General features: G+C 58.9%; 21 protein-coding genes and 1 pseudogene. 12 read left to right on the forward strand and 10 right to left on the reverse strand.

Features of this window, described 5'->3' with window-relative positions; genetic code table 11:
• Positions 1 to 339 precede the first annotated feature (339 nt).
• From malK to ubiA, 5 genes are all read left to right on the forward strand, one after another.
• Entirely contained in the window at positions 340 to 1,449 is a 1,110-nt protein-coding gene (malK, locus tag QZ766_RS00770) for a maltose/maltodextrin ABC transporter ATP-binding protein MalK (protein ID WP_297196245.1), read from the forward strand.
• Between the two features lie 83 nt (positions 1,450 to 1,532).
• Entirely contained in the window at positions 1,533 to 2,849 is a 1,317-nt protein-coding gene (locus QZ766_RS00775; protein WP_297196247.1) for a maltoporin, read from the forward strand.
• 112 nt (positions 2,850 to 2,961) lie between these two features.
• Positions 2,962 to 3,915 carry a maltose operon protein MalM gene (malM, locus tag QZ766_RS00780; RefSeq protein WP_297196249.1) on the forward strand — a complete coding sequence of 318 codons (954 nt, stop codon included), beginning with the start codon at positions 2,962 to 2,964 and terminating at the stop codon, positions 3,913 to 3,915.
• Positions 3,916 to 4,122: 207 nt separating this feature from the next.
• On the forward strand, positions 4,123 to 4,620 hold the full coding sequence (gene ubiC, locus QZ766_RS00785; RefSeq protein WP_297196250.1) for a chorismate lyase: 498 nt from the start codon (positions 4,123 to 4,125) through the stop codon (positions 4,618 to 4,620).
• Between the two features lie 13 nt (positions 4,621 to 4,633).
• The gene (gene ubiA, locus QZ766_RS00790; RefSeq protein ID WP_297196252.1) at positions 4,634 to 5,503 is read left to right on the forward strand and encodes a 4-hydroxybenzoate octaprenyltransferase; all 870 of its coding nucleotides are present in this window, start codon (positions 4,634 to 4,636) and stop codon (positions 5,501 to 5,503) included.
• A gap of 81 nt (positions 5,504 to 5,584) precedes the next feature.
• On the opposite strand, the gene plsB is transcribed toward ubiA, so the two are convergent.
• On the reverse strand, positions 5,585 to 8,008 hold the full coding sequence (plsB, locus tag QZ766_RS00795) for a glycerol-3-phosphate 1-O-acyltransferase PlsB (RefSeq protein WP_297196253.1): 2,424 nt from the start codon (positions 8,006 to 8,008) through the stop codon (positions 5,585 to 5,587).
• Between the two features lie 131 nt (positions 8,009 to 8,139).
• Here plsB and QZ766_RS00800 point away from each other — a divergent pair, with 131 nt between their 5' ends.
• The 4 genes from QZ766_RS00800 to QZ766_RS00815 all read left to right on the forward strand — a co-directional run bounded on the left by QZ766_RS00800 (position 8,140) and on the right by QZ766_RS00815 (position 11,029).
• Entirely contained in the window at positions 8,140 to 8,508 is a 369-nt protein-coding gene (locus tag QZ766_RS00800) for a diacylglycerol kinase (RefSeq protein WP_297196254.1), read from the forward strand.
• A gap of 156 nt (positions 8,509 to 8,664) precedes the next feature.
• On the forward strand, positions 8,665 to 9,273 hold the full coding sequence (gene lexA / locus QZ766_RS00805; protein WP_297196255.1) for a transcriptional repressor LexA: 609 nt from the start codon (positions 8,665 to 8,667) through the stop codon (positions 9,271 to 9,273).
• Between the two features lie 73 nt (positions 9,274 to 9,346).
• Positions 9,347 to 10,666 carry an MATE family efflux transporter DinF gene (gene dinF / locus QZ766_RS00810; protein WP_297196256.1) on the forward strand — a complete coding sequence of 440 codons (1,320 nt, stop codon included), beginning with the start codon at positions 9,347 to 9,349 and terminating at the stop codon, positions 10,664 to 10,666.
• A gap of 153 nt (positions 10,667 to 10,819) precedes the next feature.
• Positions 10,820 to 11,029: a CsbD family protein gene (locus QZ766_RS00815; protein WP_297196257.1), complete on the forward strand. Its 210-nt coding sequence runs from the start codon at positions 10,820 to 10,822 to the stop codon at positions 11,027 to 11,029.
• A gap of 70 nt (positions 11,030 to 11,099) precedes the next feature.
• On the opposite strand, the gene zur is transcribed toward QZ766_RS00815, so the two are convergent.
• Positions 11,100 to 11,624, reverse strand: coding sequence for a zinc uptake transcriptional repressor Zur (zur, locus tag QZ766_RS00820; protein WP_297196258.1), 525 nt, complete (start codon positions 11,622 to 11,624; stop codon positions 11,100 to 11,102).
• Between the two features lie 114 nt (positions 11,625 to 11,738).
• On the opposite strand from zur, the gene QZ766_RS00825 reads away from it, so the two are divergent.
• Together QZ766_RS00825 and QZ766_RS00830 are read left to right on the forward strand one after the other, a co-directional pair.
• Positions 11,739 to 12,227 (forward strand): cupin domain-containing protein, encoded by a 489-nt coding sequence (locus QZ766_RS00825; protein WP_297196259.1) that lies wholly within the window; start codon positions 11,739 to 11,741, stop codon positions 12,225 to 12,227.
• Positions 12,228 to 12,321: 94 nt separating this feature from the next.
• Positions 12,322 to 12,393 (forward strand): annotated as a pseudogene (locus tag QZ766_RS00830) (hypothetical protein); the annotation flags it as partial.
• Positions 12,394 to 12,457: 64 nt separating this feature from the next.
• On the opposite strand, the gene QZ766_RS00835 reads toward QZ766_RS00830, so the two are convergent.
• The 3 genes from QZ766_RS00835 to QZ766_RS00845 are packed head-to-tail and all read right to left on the reverse strand — an operon-like array spanning position 12,458 to position 14,692.
• Positions 12,458 to 12,709, reverse strand: coding sequence for a pyocin activator PrtN family protein (locus QZ766_RS00835; RefSeq protein WP_297196260.1), 252 nt, complete (start codon positions 12,707 to 12,709; stop codon positions 12,458 to 12,460).
• Positions 12,706 to 14,106: a DEAD/DEAH box helicase gene (locus QZ766_RS00840; RefSeq protein ID WP_297196261.1), complete on the reverse strand. Its 1,401-nt coding sequence runs from the start codon at positions 14,104 to 14,106 to the stop codon at positions 12,706 to 12,708. The genes QZ766_RS00835 and QZ766_RS00840 overlap by 4 nt, the downstream gene beginning before the upstream one ends.
• On the reverse strand, positions 14,093 to 14,692 hold the full coding sequence (locus tag QZ766_RS00845; protein WP_297196262.1) for a SprT-like domain-containing protein: 600 nt from the start codon (positions 14,690 to 14,692) through the stop codon (positions 14,093 to 14,095). Before QZ766_RS00845 ends, QZ766_RS00840 begins: the two co-directional genes overlap by 14 nt.
• 71 nt (positions 14,693 to 14,763) lie before the next feature.
• Between QZ766_RS00845 and QZ766_RS00850 the strand changes: the two genes are divergently transcribed.
• On the forward strand, positions 14,764 to 15,276 hold the full coding sequence (locus tag QZ766_RS00850; protein ID WP_297196263.1) for a hypothetical protein: 513 nt from the start codon (positions 14,764 to 14,766) through the stop codon (positions 15,274 to 15,276).
• Here the strand turns inward: QZ766_RS00850 and QZ766_RS00855 are convergent.
• The 5 genes from QZ766_RS00855 to QZ766_RS00875 form a co-directional block, all read right to left on the reverse strand.
• Positions 15,263 to 15,538 (reverse strand): VRR-NUC domain-containing protein, encoded by a 276-nt coding sequence (locus tag QZ766_RS00855; protein ID WP_297196264.1) that lies wholly within the window; start codon positions 15,536 to 15,538, stop codon positions 15,263 to 15,265. The genes QZ766_RS00850 and QZ766_RS00855 overlap by 14 nt on opposite strands.
• A 75-nt stretch (positions 15,539 to 15,613) precedes the next feature.
• Entirely contained in the window at positions 15,614 to 15,841 is a 228-nt protein-coding gene (locus QZ766_RS00860) for an ANR family transcriptional regulator (RefSeq protein WP_297196265.1), read from the reverse strand.
• Positions 15,842 to 15,852: 11 nt separating this feature from the next.
• Positions 15,853 to 16,065 carry a hypothetical protein gene (locus QZ766_RS00865; protein WP_297196266.1) on the reverse strand — a complete coding sequence of 71 codons (213 nt, stop codon included), beginning with the start codon at positions 16,063 to 16,065 and terminating at the stop codon, positions 15,853 to 15,855.
• Positions 16,062 to 16,364 carry a hypothetical protein gene (locus tag QZ766_RS00870; protein WP_297196267.1) on the reverse strand — a complete coding sequence of 101 codons (303 nt, stop codon included), beginning with the start codon at positions 16,362 to 16,364 and terminating at the stop codon, positions 16,062 to 16,064. The genes QZ766_RS00865 and QZ766_RS00870 overlap by 4 nt, the downstream gene beginning before the upstream one ends.
• A 5-nt stretch (positions 16,365 to 16,369) precedes the next feature.
• Entirely contained in the window at positions 16,370 to 18,493 is a 2,124-nt protein-coding gene (locus QZ766_RS00875; RefSeq protein ID WP_297196268.1) for a DNA polymerase, read from the reverse strand.
• Between the last annotated feature and the right edge of the window lie 70 nt (positions 18,494 to 18,563).

Consider the following 18,563-nt stretch of genomic DNA (forward strand, 5'->3'; position numbering starts at 1 on the left):
CCTTCTGATGATGTGCTCGTGGATATGCTTCGGTGGCTTAACGTCGTTTAGTTTCTTTATATGACATCCTCTTTCCATCCTCCCCGCGCCTACGCCCCGGGGGCGCTTTGTGTGATCTGCATTGCATAAATCGCCGTTATGAGTCCTGGCGCACATAAAACCCCGCTGAATTTTGCAGGCGGCATCACGATTTTTCGCCAGCCCCGCCGCGCGGCCAAATCCCTCCGACCTCCTCATCCTCCCGCCTCCTCCCCCACAAAAAAGCGCCCGGGTGGAGGATTTACGCCGGGCGGCGATAACGCATAGTCGGGCCAACATGAAGGAATGAGGGAGAAGGGCATGGCGAGCGTTCAGCTTAGAGATGTGACAAAAGCCTGGGGCGACGTCGTGGTGTCGAAAAATATCAATCTCGACATCGCCGACGGCGAGTTCGTGGTGTTTGTCGGGCCGTCGGGCTGCGGCAAATCAACCCTGCTGCGCATGATCGCCGGGCTTGAAACCATCACCAGCGGCGAGCTGCTGATTGGCGATAAGCGGATGAACGACACGCCGCCGGCGGAGCGCGGTATCGGCATGGTGTTCCAGTCCTACGCGCTCTATCCCCATCTTTCTGTCGCCGAGAATATGTCGTTCGGCCTCAAGCTTGCCGGGGCGAACAAAGCGTTGATCCAGCAGCGGGTCAACCAGGTGGCGGAAGTGCTGCAACTGGCGCACCTGCTCGACAGAAAGCCGAAGGCGCTCTCCGGCGGCCAGCGCCAGCGCGTGGCTATCGGGCGAACGCTGGTGGCCGAACCGCGGGTGTTTCTGCTCGATGAGCCACTCTCCAACCTCGACGCCGCGCTGCGCGTGCAGATGCGCATTGAAATCTCCCGCCTGCACAAGCGCCTGGGCCGCACCATGATTTACGTCACCCACGATCAGGTGGAGGCGATGACCCTTGCCGACAAAATCGTGGTGCTGGATGCCGGGCGCGTGGCGCAGGTGGGTAAGCCGCTGGAGCTGTACCACTATCCGGCCGACCGCTTCGTGGCGGGCTTTATCGGCTCGCCAAAAATGAACTTCCTGCCGGTGAAAGTCACCGCCACCGCTATCGATCAGGTGCAGGTTGAGCTGCCCAACCGCCAGCAAATCTGGCTGCCGGTGGAGAGCGGCGGCGTGCAGCCGGGAAGCAACATGTCGCTGGGCATTCGTCCGGAGCACCTGCTGCCCAGCGAGATCGCCGACGTCACTCTTGAAGGCGACGTGCAGGTGGTCGAGCAGCTCGGTCATGAAACGCAAATTCATATCCAGATCCCCGCAATTCGTCAAAACCTGGTGTACCGCCAGGCCGACGTGGTGCTGGTAGAAGAGGGAGCCACATTCGCCATCGGTTTGCCGCCAGAGCGCTGTCATCTGTTCCGCGAGGACGGTACGGCCTGTCGTCGGCTGCATAAAGAGCCGGGCGTATAAGGCTTCCCAATGACAATAAAAGCACAAAGCCCTTCCTGGAGAAGGGGGAAGTGTCCAAAGAAAAGCAACGATCTCAGGAGAAAATGATGATAACTCTGCGCAAACTTCCTCTGGCGGTGGCCGTCGCGGCAGGCGTGCTGTCAGCTCAGGCGCTGGCGGTGGATTTCCACGGCTATGCCCGTTCCGGTATCGGCTGGACCGGCAGCGGCGGCGAGCAGAAGTGTTTCCAGGCAACCGGGGCGCAAAGCAAATACCGCCTCGGTAACGAATGTGAAACCTATGCCGAACTGAAGCTGGGCCAGGAAGTGTGGAAGGAGGGCGATAAGAGCTTCTACTTCGACACTAACGTGGCGTACTCCGTGGCACAGCAGAACGACTGGGAAGCAACCGACCCGGCGTTCCGCGAAGCTAACGTGCAGGGTAAAAACCTGATCGAATGGCTGCCGGGCTCCACCATCTGGGCCGGTAAGCGCTTCTATCAGCGTCATGATGTTCACATGATCGACTTCTACTACTGGGATATCTCCGGCCCGGGCGCGGGTATCGAAAATATCGATCTCGGCTTCGGTAAACTCTCTTTAGCGGCGACCCGCTCTCAGGAATCCGGCGGTTCTACCTCCTTCCGCAGCGACGACGCGCGTAAAGAAGTGAAAGACACCGCCAACGACGTGTTCGACGTGCGCCTGGCAGGCATTGAAACCAACCCGGACGGCGTGCTGGAGCTGGGCGTTGACTACGGCCACACCAACACCACCGATCACTACAAGCTGGCGGACGGCGCCAGCAAGAAGGGCTGGCTGTTCACCGCCGAGCATACCCAGAGCATGCTCAAGGGCTACAACAAATTTGTGCTGCAGTACGGCACCGACGCGATGACCGCGCAGGGCAAAGGGATCCCGCAGGGATCGTTCTCTGACGCTATCGATCGCAATATCAACAACGACGGACACCTGTGGCGCGTGCTCGATCACGGGGCGATCACTCTTTCTGACCGTTGGGATCTGATGTACGTCGGCATGTACCAGGACGTGAATCTGGACAACAAGATGGGCACCAAGTGGTGGACCGTCGGCGTGCGCCCGATGTTCAAATGGACGCCGATCATGAGCACCCTGCTGGAAGTGGGCTACGACAACGTCAAGTCCGAGCAGGCCGACAAGCGCAACGGCCAGTACAAAATTACCCTGGCGCAGCAGTGGCAGGCGGGGGACAGCATCTGGTCCCGTCCGGCTATCCGCGTGTTCGCCACCTACGCCAAGTGGGATGAGAACTGGGGCTACGTGAAAACCGGCGACTCTGCGACCCGCTACGCTGCCGCTAACGGCTCCGGTTTTAATACCACCAGCCGCGGCAACGACGACGAAGTCACCTTCGGTGCCCAGATGGAAATCTGGTGGTAATCGTCCGTTAACCCACTGTCATGCCTGAACCAAAGAGGGGCGCAAGCCCCTCTCCTTCGGCCCAGCGCGCTATTGCCAGGCTACCGCTGCGCCCCGCTTTGAGGTGATAACAATGAAAATGAATAAAACGCTCGTTGCCCTCTGCCTCTCCGCCGGCCTGATGGCCTGCGCTCCGGCAGTCAGCTTTGCCGATGTTAACGTGGTGCCGCAGAACACCACGGCCGCCCCGGCCATTCCCGCCGCTGCCCTGCAGCAGCTGGTGTGGACGCCGGTGGATCAATCCAAAACCCAGACCACGCCGCTCGCAACCGGCGGGCAGCATCTTAACGTCCCCGGTATTTCCGGGCCGGTGGCCGCCTACAGCGTCCCGGCCAATATCGGCGAGATAACCCTGACGCTGACCAGCGAAGTGAATAAGCAGGCCAGCGTCTTCGCACCGAACGTGCTGATCCTCGATCAGAACATGACGCCGTCCGCCTTCTTCCCCAGCAGCTACTTCCCGTATCAGGAGCCGGGCGTGATGAGCGCCGATCGTCTTGAGGGCGTGATGCGCCTGACCCCGGCGCTGGGCCAGCAGAAAATTTACGTGCTGGTCTTCACCACCGCCCAGGATCTGCAGAAAACCACCACGCTGCTCGATCCGGCCAAAGCCTACGCCAAAGGCACCGGCAACGCGGTGCCGGATATTCCTGACCCGATCGCCCGCCACACCACCGACGGCGTGGTGAAGCTGAAAGTGAAAACTAATACCAGTTCCAGCGTGCTGGTCGGCCCGCTGTTCGGCTCCTCCGGCCCGGCGCCGGTTACCGTCGGCAATACCGCGGCACCGGCCTACAGCGCGCCCGCGGCAGCGCCCGCACCTGTCGCCGCGCCAGCCCCGGCCTCTGCGCCGGCAAAAGCCGCGCCGGTCCTTAACGACACTGAAACCTACTTCAACCGCGCCATTAAGCAGGCGGTGAAAGAGGGCAATATTGATAAAGCGCTGAAATTGCTGAACGAAGCCGAGCGCCTCGGCTCGACCTCCGCGCGTTCCACCTTTATCAGCAGTGTAAAAGGCAAGGGGTGATCGCACCCCGCATTGTTGATGTTTGGCCTTAGCCATTAGGCGCGCCCGGGCGGGTGCGCCTTTTTTTGTGCTGGACGGATTCTGCTACGCCATTTCGCTGAGTTGTTGCACGGGTGTTGCTACAACGATCGTATATTGCCCTTTACTCCTTTCGCCGCGCCGTTTCTGAGATACAATGCCTTCTGATCAGGTACCGGAGAGACAGCCATGCCACACCCCGCGCTGGCGCAGCTGCGCGCGCTACGCTACGACGCAACCCCTCCCCCTCCCGACGCGCGCCAGCTGGACTGGCTGCTGCACGAGGACTCGATGACCCAACGTTTTGAACAGCAGGGAAAGCGCATCACCGTCACGATGCTGGGTGAATCCTGGGTTGGGCCGGATGACATAACGCTGGAGCAGCCGCTGCTCGGCCAGGAACCGCGCTACTGGCTGCGGGAAATCCTGCTTTGCGCCGACGGCGAACCGTGGCTGGCCGGGCGAACGGTGGTGCCTGAGTCTACACTCAACGGGCCGGAACTGGCCCTGAAGCAGTTGGGCAACACGCCGCTGGGCCGCTACCTGTTCACCGCCTCGTCCCTGACGCGGGATTTTATCGAGGTGGGAAGATGTGATGAACTGTGGGGGCGCCGCTCGCGCCTGCGCCTGGGCGGCAAGCCGCTGCTGCTGACCGAACTTTTTTTACCTGCATCGCCGCTGTACTGAGAGGAAGGAGAATATGGAGAGGAGTCTGACGCAGAATAAGCTGCTGGCCTATCACCGCCTGATGCGCACCGACAAGCCTATCGGCGCGCTGCTGCTGCTGTGGCCCACCCTGTGGGCGCTGTGGGTCGCAACCCCCGGGGTGCCGCCGGTGTGGATTTTAGCGGTGTTTGTGGCGGGGGTGTGGCTGATGCGTGCCGCCGGCTGCGTGGTTAACGACTACGCGGACCGCAAAATCGACGGCCACGTTAAGCGTACCGCCCGGCGGCCAATGCCCAGTGGCGACGTCAGCGAGAAAGAGGCCCGCACCCTGTTTGTGGTGCTGGTGGTGCTGTCGTTTCTGCTGGTGCTGACGCTCAACACCATGACCATTGTGCTCTCGGTGGGCGGCCTGGCGCTGGCGTGGGTCTATCCGTTTATGAAGCGCTACACCCATCTGCCGCAGGTGGTGTTGGGTGCCGCGTTCGGCTGGGCGATCCCGATGGCGTACGCCGCCGTTAGCCAAACCCTGCCCCTGAGCTGTTGGCTGATGTTCCTCGCCAACATTTGCTGGTCGGTGGTGTACGACACCCAGTATGCGATGGTGGACAGGGACGACGATATTAAAATCGGCGTGAAGTCGACGGCCATTCTGTTCGGCCAGTACGACAAGCTGATTATCGGCATTCTGCAGGTGGTGGTGATGGCGCTGATGGCCGCGGTAGGTGCGCTGAGCGGTCTGGGATGGCCGTACTACGCGGCAATTGCGGTGGCGGGAGGCCTGTTTATCTACCAGCAGCAGCTGATTAAACACCGCGATCGCGATGCCTGCTTTAAGGCGTTCCTCAACAATAACTACGTTGGGCTGGCGCTGTTTGTCGGTCTGGCGGTCAGTTTCCTGCGCTAAAAAAAACGCCCGCCGGGCGTTTTTTGTTTTGGCATCCGGCCTGAACGCGCGTTACCGCGCGGCAGGCCGGGGCAGTTTGCGTTACACCGCGTCCTGCGTAGCACTCTCAATCGTCAGGCGCACGTCGGAGGTGATCAGCTCCGCCAGGATCTGGTACACCTTCATCGTCTCTTCCGGTTCCGCATCTCCGGTATCGCTGATATAGCCCTCGTCACGCAGGGTCAGCACCAGCGTACTAAATACCGCTTTATCAAAGAACTCCGGCGCGTTGATACCGTGCAGCACCGACAGGCGCTGGGCCAGCGTGCGGCTCTCTTTCTCCAGCGTGCTGCGGTTCATGGACGGATTGGCGCTCAGCAGCCAGAAGGTGATGGCGTAGCGCTGCAGCGTTTCCCGGGCGCCGGCGGCCAGCAGCTGGAGAATGCGCGCGTGGGACGGATTAACGCTTATCGCGTCGTCCGCAATCGAAATCATCTCCTGGCGCTGCATTTCAGCCAGCAGCAGATCGATAACCCCCGCCAACTCGGCGCTGTCCCAGCGCAGGAACAGCTCGGCTTTCAGCATCGGATAGAGCATTTCCACATGGGTCACCAGTTCGGCGCGGCTAATCTTGCGGTGCTGGGTGACAATCGCCGCCAGCAGGGACGGGATCATCAGCATGTGGGTGATGTTGTTGCGGTAGTAGGTCATCAGCACCGCCTGCTCGCGCGGCAGAACGATAATTTCGCCGATGGTATCCTGCTCCACCTCGAACTTGTTCATCTGCAGCGCGTGATCGATAAGCGCGCTGGCGCTCACTGACGGCGTGGTTGAATCCGGCGAGTACGGCACGTTGCGCATCAGCTGCAGATAGCACTCCAGCTGCTGAGTCAGCTGCTCGCGGGTGAGCGAGCGCTGGCGCGAGGCGAGCAGGGCGGTTACGCACAGGTTCATGGCGTTGGCCGCCCCGGCGTTGTTGATGCGCACCATCAGGTCGGCAGCGATATTATTCACCGTCGGCGTCAGCCAGGCCGGGCGCGTGGCTTCGATAGGATCGATAGACTCGCGCCACTCCGGAACGTGCTGGTTGAGGTAGGTCATCAGCGGCATCGGTTCGCCGAAGTTAACGTAGCCCTGGCCGAGATTGCGCAGCTTGCTCAGGCCTTTCAGCATCTGCGGCAGGCTCTCTTTCTCTTTGGTTGCGCCGCGCAGCTCTTTCGCGTAGGTGCCTACTTCCATTACGTGCTCGTAGCCGATGTAGATCGGCACCAGGGTAATCGGGCGCGAGCCGCCGCGCAGCATCGCCTGAATGGTCATCGACAGGGTGCCGGTTTTCGGATCCAGCAGGCGGCCGGTGCGCGAGCGTCCACCTTCTACAAAGTATTCCACCGAGTAGCCGCGGTTAAACAGCTCGCCGAGATATTCCCGGAAGACGGTGGAGTAGAGCTTGTTGCCCTTAAAGGTGCGGCGAATAAAGAAGGCGCCCAGGCGGCGGAAAATCGGCCCGGCGGGCCAGAAGTTCAGGTTGATGCCGGCGGCGATGTGCGGCGGCACCAGGCCCTGATGATAGAGCACGTAAGAGAGCAGCAGGTAGTCCATGTGGCTGCGGTGGCAGGGCACGTAAACAATTTCGTGGCCGTCGTGGGCCAGCTGGCGCACGCGCTCGGCGTTGTGGACGTTAATCCCCTGATACAGCCGGTTCCAGGTAAAACCCAGCACGCGGTCGGTGAGGCGGATCATCTCGTAGGAGAAGTTCGCCGCAATCTCTTCCATCAGCGCGACCGCATTCTGCTGCGCTTTCTCGTGGGAAATTTTCTTGCTGCGCGCTTCGTCTTCTACCGCTTTGGCGATAGCCTTCGACGCCAGCAGCTTATTGAACAGATCGTGACGGGCGGGCAGGCGCGGGCCGACCGCGGCCAGGCGCTGGCGGGCAAAGTGCATGCGCGCCACGCGGGCCAGCTTTTGGGCGATGATTTTATCGGTGCCGTGCTCGGTGGCCATCCGGCGCAGGGAGAGCGACGGCGAGAAGCGGACGAAGCTGTCGCGGCCGAGCCAGGTGACGGCGAAGAACTTCTGCACGCCGTTGAGCATCCGCAGCGGCGGATTTTCCTCGCCCTTCTCGCGCCCCGGCGAGCGGCCAAACATCACCGACACCGGCACCATCTGCACGTCGAGCGACGGGTTGCTGCGGTGCAGATCGAGATAGTCGTGGAACAGCTTGATAGACTCTTCTTTCGGCGTGTAGTAGGTGAACACGCGCGGCCCGCCGTGGATAAAGACGTAGCGCGGCAGCAGCGTCCCGTCGATTTCCAGCGGTTCAAGCGGATCCGGAAGATCGTGCGCCAGGCACTGGGCGCGCAGGGTAAGCAGATCTGCCTTGGAGTGATAGGGGAGCACGTACATGATAGGTCGCGACGTGTCGAGCCCCAGCTCCTGCGCAGGTTCTGCCGGAATAGACTTGCTTTTCACCAGCAAGCCTAATGGTAAATTCAGTAATTTGTAGTAAATTCTTGGCCAGCCAGACATAGACGATGTAAAGCCTCTGGTTAATCGAGCAATTGCGCCGGAAGGATAACAGAAAGAAGAGACGATTTCTGTTGTGCCTCGCCCGGCGCGCAGTAACATATGACGCTTAATAAACGAAAAGGTTCTTCCCAATGGCCAATGATAACACCGGCTTAACCCGAATCATCAAAGCAGCAGGCTACTCCTGGAAAGGTTTTCACGCCGCGTGGAAATATGAAGCCGCCTTCCGCCAGGAAACCGCGCTCAGCGTCGTCGCGATTATTGTGGCCTGCTGGCTGGATGTTGACGCCATCTCCCGGGTGCTGATGATTGGCTCCATGCTGCTCATCGTGCTAACGGAGATCCTCAACAGCGCCATTGAAGCGGTGGTCGATCGCATCGGCCCGGAGCATCACGAACTCTCAGGACGGGCAAAAGATATGGCCTCTGCGGCGGTGCTGCTGGCAATTATTATCGCCGCTTTTACCTGGGCGATGCTGCTGTGGGCGCGCTACCACTGATATTTCCGCACTTTTTGTGCATGATTTCCCGCGCATCAGGTATCCGTTCGCGCCAGACAGCCACAACTGCCTGGTTTTTTGTGCATTTTGCGGTTCCAAAATCACCATTAGCTGTATATACTCACAGCATAACTGTATATACACCCAGGGGGCGGAATGAAAGCGTTAACGACCAGGCAGCAAGAGGTGTTCGATCTCATCCGGGATCACATCGCTCAAACCGGCATGCCACCAACGCGTGCAGAAATTGCGCAGCGCCTGGGGTTTAAGTCCCCGAACGCTGCTGAAGAGCATCTCAAGGCGCTGGCGCGCAAGGGCGTTATCGAGATTGTTTCCGGCGCTTCCCGCGGCATTCGTCTGCTGGTGGAAGAAGAAGTTGGGCTGCCGCTGATCGGCCGCGTTGCGGCAGGCGAGCCGCTGCTGGCCCAGCAGCACATCGAAGGGCATTATCAGGTCGCTCCCGACATGTTCAAACCGAGCGCTGATTTCCTGCTGCGGGTTAGCGGGATGTCGATGCGCGATATCGGCATTCTCGACGGCGATCTGCTGGCGGTTCACAAAACCCAGGACGTGCGTAACGGCCAGGTGGTGGTGGCGCGCATTGACGACGAAGTGACCGTCAAACGCCTGAAAAAGCAGGGCAGCACCGTTGAGCTGCTGCCTGAAAACAGCGACTTTTCCCCTATCGTTGTCGATCTTCGCCAGCAGAGCTTCTCCATTGAAGGTCTTGCGGTCGGCGTGATCCGCAACGGCAACTGGCAGTAACGCTGCCTGTTTATGGCGCCTCTCCGGCGCCATATTATTTCTCCCTGCTTACCGACCCCGGCGATCTCTTCCCATGACTCTGCTCAACGACGCGGATAAAGCCCTGTGGCGCCTCGCGCTGCCGATGATCCTGTCTAATGTCACCGTTCCGCTGCTGGGGCTGGTGGATACCGCCGTGATTGGCCATCTCGACAGCGCCGTCTATCTGGGCGGCGTTGCCGTCGGCGCTACCGCCACCAGCTTCCTGTTTATGCTGCTGCTGTTTCTGCGCATGAGCACCACCGGTCTGACCGCGCAGGCGTTCGGCGCGAAAGATCCCCTCGCTCTCGCCCGGGCGCTGGTGCAGCCCCTGCTGCTGGCGTTCGGCGCGGGGATAGCTATCGTGCTGCTGCGCGGCCCGCTAATCGAACTCGCGCTTTACGTGGTCGGCGGCAGCGACGCGGTGCTTGAGCAGGCCCGGCGCTTTCTGGAAATCCGCTGGCTCAGCGCGCCGGCCTCGCTGGCGAACCTGGTGCTGCTCGGCTGGCTGCTCGGCGTGCAGTACGCCCGCGCCCCGGTGATCCTGCTGGTGGTGGGCAACGTGCTCAATATTGCCCTCGATCTGTGGCTGGTGATGGGCCTGCAGATGAACGTGCGCGGCGCGGCGCTGGCGACCATGTGCGCCGAGTACGCCACGCTGCTGGTGGGGCTGCTGATGGTGGCAAAAGTGCTGCGCCTGCGCGGTATCTCTTTCGCGCTGCTGAAAGATGCCTGGCGCGGCAACCTCCGCCGCCTGCTGGCCCTCAACCGCGACATTATGCTGCGCTCGCTGCTGCTGCAGCTCTGCTTCGGCGCGCTGACGGTTTACGGCGCCCGGCTCGGCGGCGACATCGTGGCGATCAACGCCGTGCTGATGACAATGCTCACCTTTACCGCCTACGCGCTGGACGGCTTCGCCTATGCGGTTGAAGCCCACTCTGGTCAGGCCTACGGCGCCCGGGACGGCAGCCAGCTGGCGCGGGTATGGAAAGCGGCCATCCGCCAGTCCGAGCTGGTCGCGCTGGCGTTTGCGCTGGTCTATGCTTTATGCGGCGAGCGAATTGTGGCGCTGCTGACCTCGCTGCCGGAGCTGCAGCAGCTGGCGGATCGCTATCTGGTCTGGCAGATGATTTTGCCGGTGGTGGGCGTCTGGTGCTACCTGCTCGACGGCATGTTTATTGGTGCCACCCGGGGGGCTGAAATGCGCAACAGCATGGCAGTGGCGGCGCTGGGGTTTGGCCTTACGCTGCTGAGCGTGCCGTATCTCGGCAACCACGGATTGTGGCTGGCGCTGGCCGTATTTCTCGCCCTGCGCGGACTGTCGCTGGCGTGGATCTGGCGTCGGCACTGGCAAAATAACACCTGGTTTTCCTGATCCGCTTTGTTTTAAGCCGCCGATGGTAAAAGATTCTGAGTTTTTCCCGGTCGGTAAAATCCTTATCTACACTTATTCTCACGTCCAGCATAAAACGATGCTAACGGGACGATAAAAATTCACTCTGTATCACTGAATGACGAGGATTTGATCATGAATAAAGACGAAGCCAGCGGCAACTGGAAACAGATCAAAGGTAAAGTGAAAGAGAAATGGGGCAAGCTGACCGATGACGACTTCACGGTAATGGAAGGGAAACGCGATCAGCTGGTCGGCAAAATCCAGGAACGCTACGGCTACGGTAAAGACCAGGCCGAAAAAGAAGTGAAAGACTGGGAAACCCATAACGATTACCGCTGGTAATCCGGTTTCTGACTCATACCCCCAAGAGTACAAGGAAGTAGACCCTGAAGGGCGGCGCAAGCCGCCCTTTTTAGTGTTTGTGTCCCGGCTTGCGCTTGATCTGAATGGAGTGATCGTGATCGCAGCACTCCTGGCTGCCGCACGCTTCCACTTCCACGCACTCGGCGCACAGGCCGTGAGCCTCAATGACGTTGTGGCGCAGGGCAAAGCCCATCTTCGCCGCCAGGTCGTGCATGATATCTTCCACGCCTTCCGCTCCCTGTTCCTTCACGCTGCCGCAGCGATCGCAGATAAACATCGCCGAGGTATGCGCTGGCTTGTCGAACAGGTGGCACAGCACGTAGCTGTTGGTGGACTCCACTTTGTGCACGAAACCCTGCTCGAGCAGGAAATCCAGCGCGCGATAAACGGTAGGCGGTTTAGCCTGCGGCTCGTTAATTTTAAGCAGATCCAGCAGGTCGTAGGCGCTAATCGCCCCTTTTTGCAGGGTCAGCAGACGCAGTACTTCGAGACGCTGGGGCGTCAGACGTACGTTGCGCTGGGCGCAAAGCCTTTCAGCCTGCGCCAGCATGCTCTGCGAAGTGGTCTTGTCCATGGGCACTCTCGAATCGGAAAAAAGTAAGCCTATATTCTATCATGGAATGGCAAAAACACCGAGATAGCGGGCGCTGTGCTATACCTGTTTCATCACACTGTGCGGGTATCCACGATGAAAAGACCGGACTGCATTCGCCACTGGCGGGACCTGGAGGAACAGGACGCGCCGGGCTATCCCGACAGCCGCGAGCTGTTTGCCGTGGGCGCGCCCCTGGCACGCAAAATGGGGCTGCTGCGGCTCGGCATTCACCACGAGCGCCTGCCGCCCGGGCGGCGAACCTCTTATCCCCACGCCGAGAGCGACGAAGAGGAGTTTATCTACGTGCTCGAAGGACGCCCCCAGGCGTGGATCAACGGCTACCTCTGGCCGCTGGAGCCCGGCGACTGTGTCTCCTTCCCGGCCGGTACCGGCGTGTGTCATACCTTCCTTAACAATACCGAAGAGGAAGTTTGCCTGCTGGTGGTGGGCGAGGTGAACAAAAAGCACAACCGCATCTACTATCCGCTCAATCAGGAGTATGCCGCGACCCGCGCCGACCGCTGGATAGACCATCCGCCGCAGTTTTTTGGTCCCCATAACGGCAGGCCGGGACGCAAGTAAATGCGCGGCGTGCGGTGCAGGCGGGCCGTGCGCCACGCGTTCATCTTTATGCTATAGTAGCGCCCCTTTTTAACCGGACGCCTAAATTTTCATCATGCAGCCAGAGACTCACACTTCCGTTTTGCCTGCTCACCGCTTCTCCATTGCGCCGATGCTCGACTGGACGTGTACAGTATAAAAATCAGTTGGTTGAACGCTTTCGGTGTACTAATGGTGTACCGAAGGGGTTATTACTGGCAGGATTTTAACTCTTCTCTTGCTGCTTTTCGGCGGGCGTCGATGAAGTCGGCCAGATCGCTAACATGCACCATCCGCGGCGATTTTTGCCCATCCCCCATACGAAACGTGGGTATAGATAGCTGACCCGCACCGGCTTTCTTGTCCGCCGTTGATGGCCGCATTCCCAGATATCTTTCTGCGATTACCGACAATGGGATCGTGGACGTCTCATATTCCGCCATCAGCAAAAACATTGTGTTCATGCTATACCTCTCTTCTTCATGGCATCGAGCAGGATGTCCTGCACCGTTCGTTTTGAGTTGCGCCGCTCCATCACCATTTCGTCCATAGTGTCGGCGGCTATAATGTGGTGAATGAACACCGGGCGGTTGTGTCCGGCCTGGATCTGCCGGGTTGGCCCGATGCGTTCGATAATTTGCTGGTACTGCTCCAGATCCCACCAGTGCGAGAAAAACACCAGTATGTTGCCGCCGTCCTGCATGTTCAGGCCGTGGCCGGCGCTGGCCGGGTGGGCGAACAGCATCGGTATTTTTCCGGTGTTCCAGTCGCGCAGCGTCTGCGGGTCCTGGTCAAGATGGCGGCCGCGGGGAAACGCTTTGAGCAATCGCGCGAGATCATGCTTCCAGTGGTAGGCGACCAGCACCGGCGCCCCGGCGGCTTCGGTGAGTATGCTGTCCAGCGCCTGCAGCTTTGCGTCGTGCAGTTCTGACCACGCCCCGGCGTCGTCGGTGTACACCGCGCCGCTGGCGATCTGCAGACACTTCACCGTCTTCGCCGCGGCGTTCGGCGCTTCGATACCTTCACCGTCCAGCTCCAGGAACATTTCTTTTTCCATCTCGCGATACTGCTGGCGGGCCTTTGGTGGCATGTCCACGCGAATCACGTTATGGATAGGTTCTGCAATATCGAACCAGTCGGCAGCGTCCAGAGAGATAGTCACATCGGCCAGCGCCCGCTGTATCTCGCCCTGCGAATGGGCGAACGGTTCCAGCTTTGTCCAGCTCTGGCCGGGGAACTGTATTGAGTTGAACCAGCGAGAGGTAAACGCGCCGTACGTGCGCCCGAGGCGCTGGCCCTGGTCTACGAACCACGCTTGCCCCCAGAGATCTACAAGGCCGTTTGGCGCTGGCGTGCCGGTGAGATTCATCCAGCGCCGAACGTGCTTATGCGCAACTTTTCCGAGCGCTGCAGCACGCTTACCACCGCCGCGCAGCCGGAACGACTTAAGCCGGGTGCTCTCGTCCGGGATGACGGTACCGAACGGCCAGCGTCCGCCGAGTTCCTCAATCAGCCACGCCAGATTGTCGTAATTAATGGTGAACACGCTGGCGTTTCTGTTCGCCAGCGCCGCCGCACGCGCTTTGGCCGTGCCGACAACGGCCTGCACTTCGATATTGCGCAGATGCCCCCATTTCTCCGATTCATCCGGCCAGGTGCTGGCCGCCACGCGCAGCGGCGCGAGAACCAGCGCCGGCTGTGTCTCCGCTCCCGCCATAAAGAGATCTTCCAGCGTGGTGAGCGTCGCCACGGTTTTACCCATGCCCATGCCCGCCCAGATGTTGCAGCGTTGGATGTCAATTTCGTGGTTGATAATGAGATCCTGATAGGGGCGGGGGGTGAAAAGTTTAGAGGTCACCATCGATGATCATTTCTCCGTGGAAGGGGCAGCAGGGAGGCCCCAGCTCGAGCCACTTTTTTGCAGCGCGTACGGTGTAGCCACATTCTGAGCAAGCGCATTTGTGATAGCGGTTCTTTTGCTTTTTCTTGCGCGTGGACACGCCACGATCTGATTTCATTACGCCGTGAGGGATTTCGCCTATTTTGGCGATAACCGGACGCATTGCCTCGATAAACTCAGGCCCCGCATACGTTGCGGTTGCGCGACCGGCGAGGCCGATTGCTTTATACACGCGTTTGAAGTTAGGGCCGTGGCCTTCCTCAATGCCGAGCGCAGCGTGGATAAGTTCATGCGCCAGCGTTGCCAGCACCTGCATGGTGAAATTTTCGTGGTCGCTGTAATCCGGACGGATGAAGATTTCGAAATGCTCATCCTCGGAACACTCCTTACTCCAGCACTCGCCAATTGCCCGCCCGCGCAAACCAGCAGACGGGAAGCCAATCGCGATCCTTATTTTTGGTGGAAGTGGTGCGCCGTACTCATTAAACGTTGGCGCCATTTGCTGCGTAGCTGCATGGAGCCACGCCTCACGGGTATCAAATTTCAAAGAAAAACCTCCGCACTTTATGTAAAAAATGTATTAACATTAGTGACAATTATTTAGGTGGGATTTAATAAATGCTGACAGTTTATTGCGAAAAAATGTCTTCTGGGGCGGGTATAGCTCCGGGGGTATATGGGCTTGCCGGTGTAATTATTGGTGCCATAATTTCAGGTGGTATAGCGTATTTAATTCAAAAGCAAAATTCAAAAAATAACTTCAAACTTGAGACGGAAAAGCACAAGATAAACCTGACATCATCATATCTATTAGATGATATCCTAAAGTTCTTGGATGACGAGATTCAGGATATTCTGGATTTTTGCACATCTACTAATGATAACGAGAAATATAAAATCCCGGCTCATCTTAATCGATTGGGGGCTATAGAAATTAGCATTCGCGTATTCAGGGATGATGCACTAGTAGATGATTTTAAGAGAGTGATCGCAAAAGGATTTGAACTAAGGCAAATAAGTGATGCAGAGAAAAAATTAGGCGGTGACGTTATCATGTTTAAAGAGATTATAAGTGAAATAGCTTTATTAAAAATAAAAGTGATAGAGCACTGCCAATTTAATCTGAAATAACCCCCTCCAGATCTTTGCTATCCAGCACCACCACGTTAAAACCCAGCTCGCGCAGCCGTGTGTGTTCGCGCAGCTGGTCGGCGCGTGGTGCCTTGCCGGGTGATTTGCATTCGACAAAAACAATACGGCCACCAGGTAGCAGCACGATGCGATCGGGAACCGAACGGCGTCCGGGCGACACGAACTTATAGGCGATCCCGCCGGCAGCCTTAACCGCTGCCGTGAGGTGCTTTTCGACAATGCTTTCGCGTTCGTAGGCCATTACAAATCCTCCGCAATGGCCCAGGCGATCAGCGTCCAGAAGCATGCGAGCAGAACAAACAGCGCCAGAAAGACCTTACCTCGATAGCTCATCGTCCACCGCCTTGCGCCGTTCGCGCATGTTCTGTAGCAGGCAGAAATCATTCCGCCGTTCGCTCCATTCCTGATTTAGTTCGTTGCGCGATTCACGGTTGGCTTTCGCCCAGACCTTCGCCGCGCGGTCAAATTCTCCCGCCTGCTCCAGCTGCACGGCTTCGCGCGCAGACCGGTAATACAGCGGGTTGTCTCTGTATTTAAACGCCATAGGTGGTTACCTCAGTTGATGACGCCGACGATTTCGGGGTCGGTAACAACTTCGCCGTCGGTGTTTGCTACGACACGGAAGCGAATCAAAACGGCGCCTTGTTCGCCCCAGTCTCTCCGGAGCGATTTCCGTGTAGGCTGTTTGTTACTGCAGCATTCGAGAATGCTGGCGCGATCGATATCGAATTGAGCGCGGCTTTCCATCACCATATACACGTGTTTCATAGTGACGTTTCCGCATCAGTAAGTTCTTTACCGTTAAATTTGGTACCGCAGAAGGGGCAATAGTTGATCGCTATTCTGGTATCGGCGTTTGTGCAACGTTGTTCGGGTTGGCCGCTCTTCTTACGGCGGTAGTAACGAAAGCGATATGGCAGCATTACATTGCAGAAATCGCCTTTTTCGAGAATAAAAACGCGATTGTCAAAGTCCGATTCATCAACGTCTGCACAATTGCTGGCGACTGCATCGCGTAAACGAGCGTCCATTTTTTCTTTGATTTCTTTAAAGCAGTTACAGGCCATAGCGTTTAGTCCTTACGGTAGTGATATGCCTCAAAGCCGCCAGCGTTCAGCGGTATATCGGGCGCCCATGCGGGGTTAGTGGAGAGCAGCGCGGAGAGCGCCGTATCGTTAAAATCTTCGGTATCCGGCGCTTCGGTCAGTACCTCATCGTGTACGGTGAGCACGATGCTGTAGCCGGCGTCCTCGATCAGCGGCATGTTCCCAGCCAGAACATCGCGGGCGGCTGCCTGCGTGACGTTCTCAACCAGCTTTCCGCCGTAGGTTTTCAGCCGCTGCCATTTTCGCGAATAGGAGTTAATCCCCATGTAGGTGATATCGCCCTTTACGATGGACGGAGACGGGTAGCAGAGCGCGCGGCCGGACGGCAGTTGCACGCGTAGCCAGGCACCATCCCGGCGCAGCTTTAGCACGCCGCAGTACAATGTTTTTTTCGGGGTGGCAATCGCCGCGCGGACGGTGCGCTCAAGCTGGTACCAGAAATCGCAGGTTTCCGGGTGCGCCCGGCGCCACAGACGTTTGAGAGAATCGCAGGCGATGAAAACGCGCTCGGACAGGCCGTAGGTAGCCTTGCGCCTCACCGACTCGGTATACCAGCTTTGCGCCTCGCGGATCACATCGCGGGGGATGCTCGGCAGCGCGGCGTCGGCCAGCTCTTCGAGGTCCAGGCCGTAGACCAGGGCGAAAGTAACGAAGGCAGCCACGCCGCCGCCGAAACCGAGCCCCAGCTCCATCACCTTGCCAATCTGTCGCTGATATTTGGTCACATCCTCCGGCGATATGCCGAAGGCGCTGGCGTACGCCAGCTTGTAGAGGTCGTGGCCGCGACGCTTATAATCTTTGGCGGCAGCGTCCCAGATTGGCGCGCCGGACTGGTCGAGTATCAGGGTGTCGTTATCCCGGAATGCCTGCAGCTTCCACTGCTCGCCGGCCAGCCAGGCCAGCATGCGGCCCTCGATGTTTGAAAGGTCGCTGACAACCAGCTTTTTGCCCTCCGGCGCGACGATGCAGCCACGGATTGCAGAGCTGGTCAGCTCCATGATGTTATCGAACAGCAGATCGGCGCAGCCCGACTTCAGCGCATCGATGCCCGCGTCGATTTCCTCCTGTTCAAGCGACGGGCGGGGGAGGTTCTGCGGCTGAAATAACCGCCCGGCCCAGCGCCCGGTTCTCGAGGCGCCGCAGAACTGCAGCGTACCGCGCAGCCGGCTGTCGCGGCTGATGCCTTTCATCAGCGATTTGTACTTACTGGTGCTGGTCGTGCTGGCCCGCAGCCGGATGTGCAGCAGCTCTTTTACTGCCGACGGCAGGTCGGGGTCGGTGATGCGTCGCTCCAGGGTGCTGCGCTGCATGTCCGGCAGCTCAACGCCGTATGATTCGACGATGTGCTTAATCATCGCATCGCGCTGTGTGGCCGCCTGCACTTCGCCGTCGGTCATTATCTGAGTGCGCTTCGCCAGGCGTTTCTGCTCCTGGTCTACGGCCTCAATCGCTGCCTGCGCGAGTTGCACATCCATGCAGACGCCGCGGTCGTTAATCTGCTGATCGCGGTGCCACAGCGCCAGCTCAACGCCCTGATAGTTCCACTTCGGCAGCCGCATATGGACTTCGCGCATTGCCTCGATATCCAGCCCGGCGTAGGCAACGAACCGCTGCCACTCTACCGGGTGCGTTTTGCTGGTTGCGCGTCGCAGCTTGCTGTTCTTCGGCCGTGGTTTGCAAAACAGCTGGATCAGCGCCTTACCTTCTTTATCCTTCGCCTTATCCTGCGGAACGCCCAGGACTTCGCAGAGCGCCCCCAGCGCGCCGGGGAGGCTGTGCGCCAGCGCCTGCGCCATCGTGTCGCGCCAGCGTTCAACTGGAGGAGCTAACTCCGGCATAGCATGGCGCAGCACCGTGCGGTCGAAGTGTGAATTGTGGAAAAACAGAATAGTGTCTGGGTCGGCGATTGCCTTGCGCAGACGGCTAGGTATAGGCTCGCCAGCGGTAAGGTCCCAAACGCTCACCGGCTCGTCGCCGATGGCCCAGGCGAACAACATCACTTCGACGCCCTCAGCATAAGCGTGGGTGCCGTTGTTAATGGGGATTTCGCAATAGGTTTCCAGGTCGCCCCAGAGAATAGTTTCAGGCATAGATAGTCCTCGCGGGTGCTTTGCGAAAAGGGATGCTCTTTGCAAAACACCCGGCGCGTGGCCGGGCGGA

Origin of the sequence: uncultured Pluralibacter sp. (assembly GCF_913775985.1) — a bacterium.
In the GTDB taxonomy this organism is placed as follows: Bacteria; Pseudomonadota; Gammaproteobacteria; order Enterobacterales; family Enterobacteriaceae; genus Pluralibacter.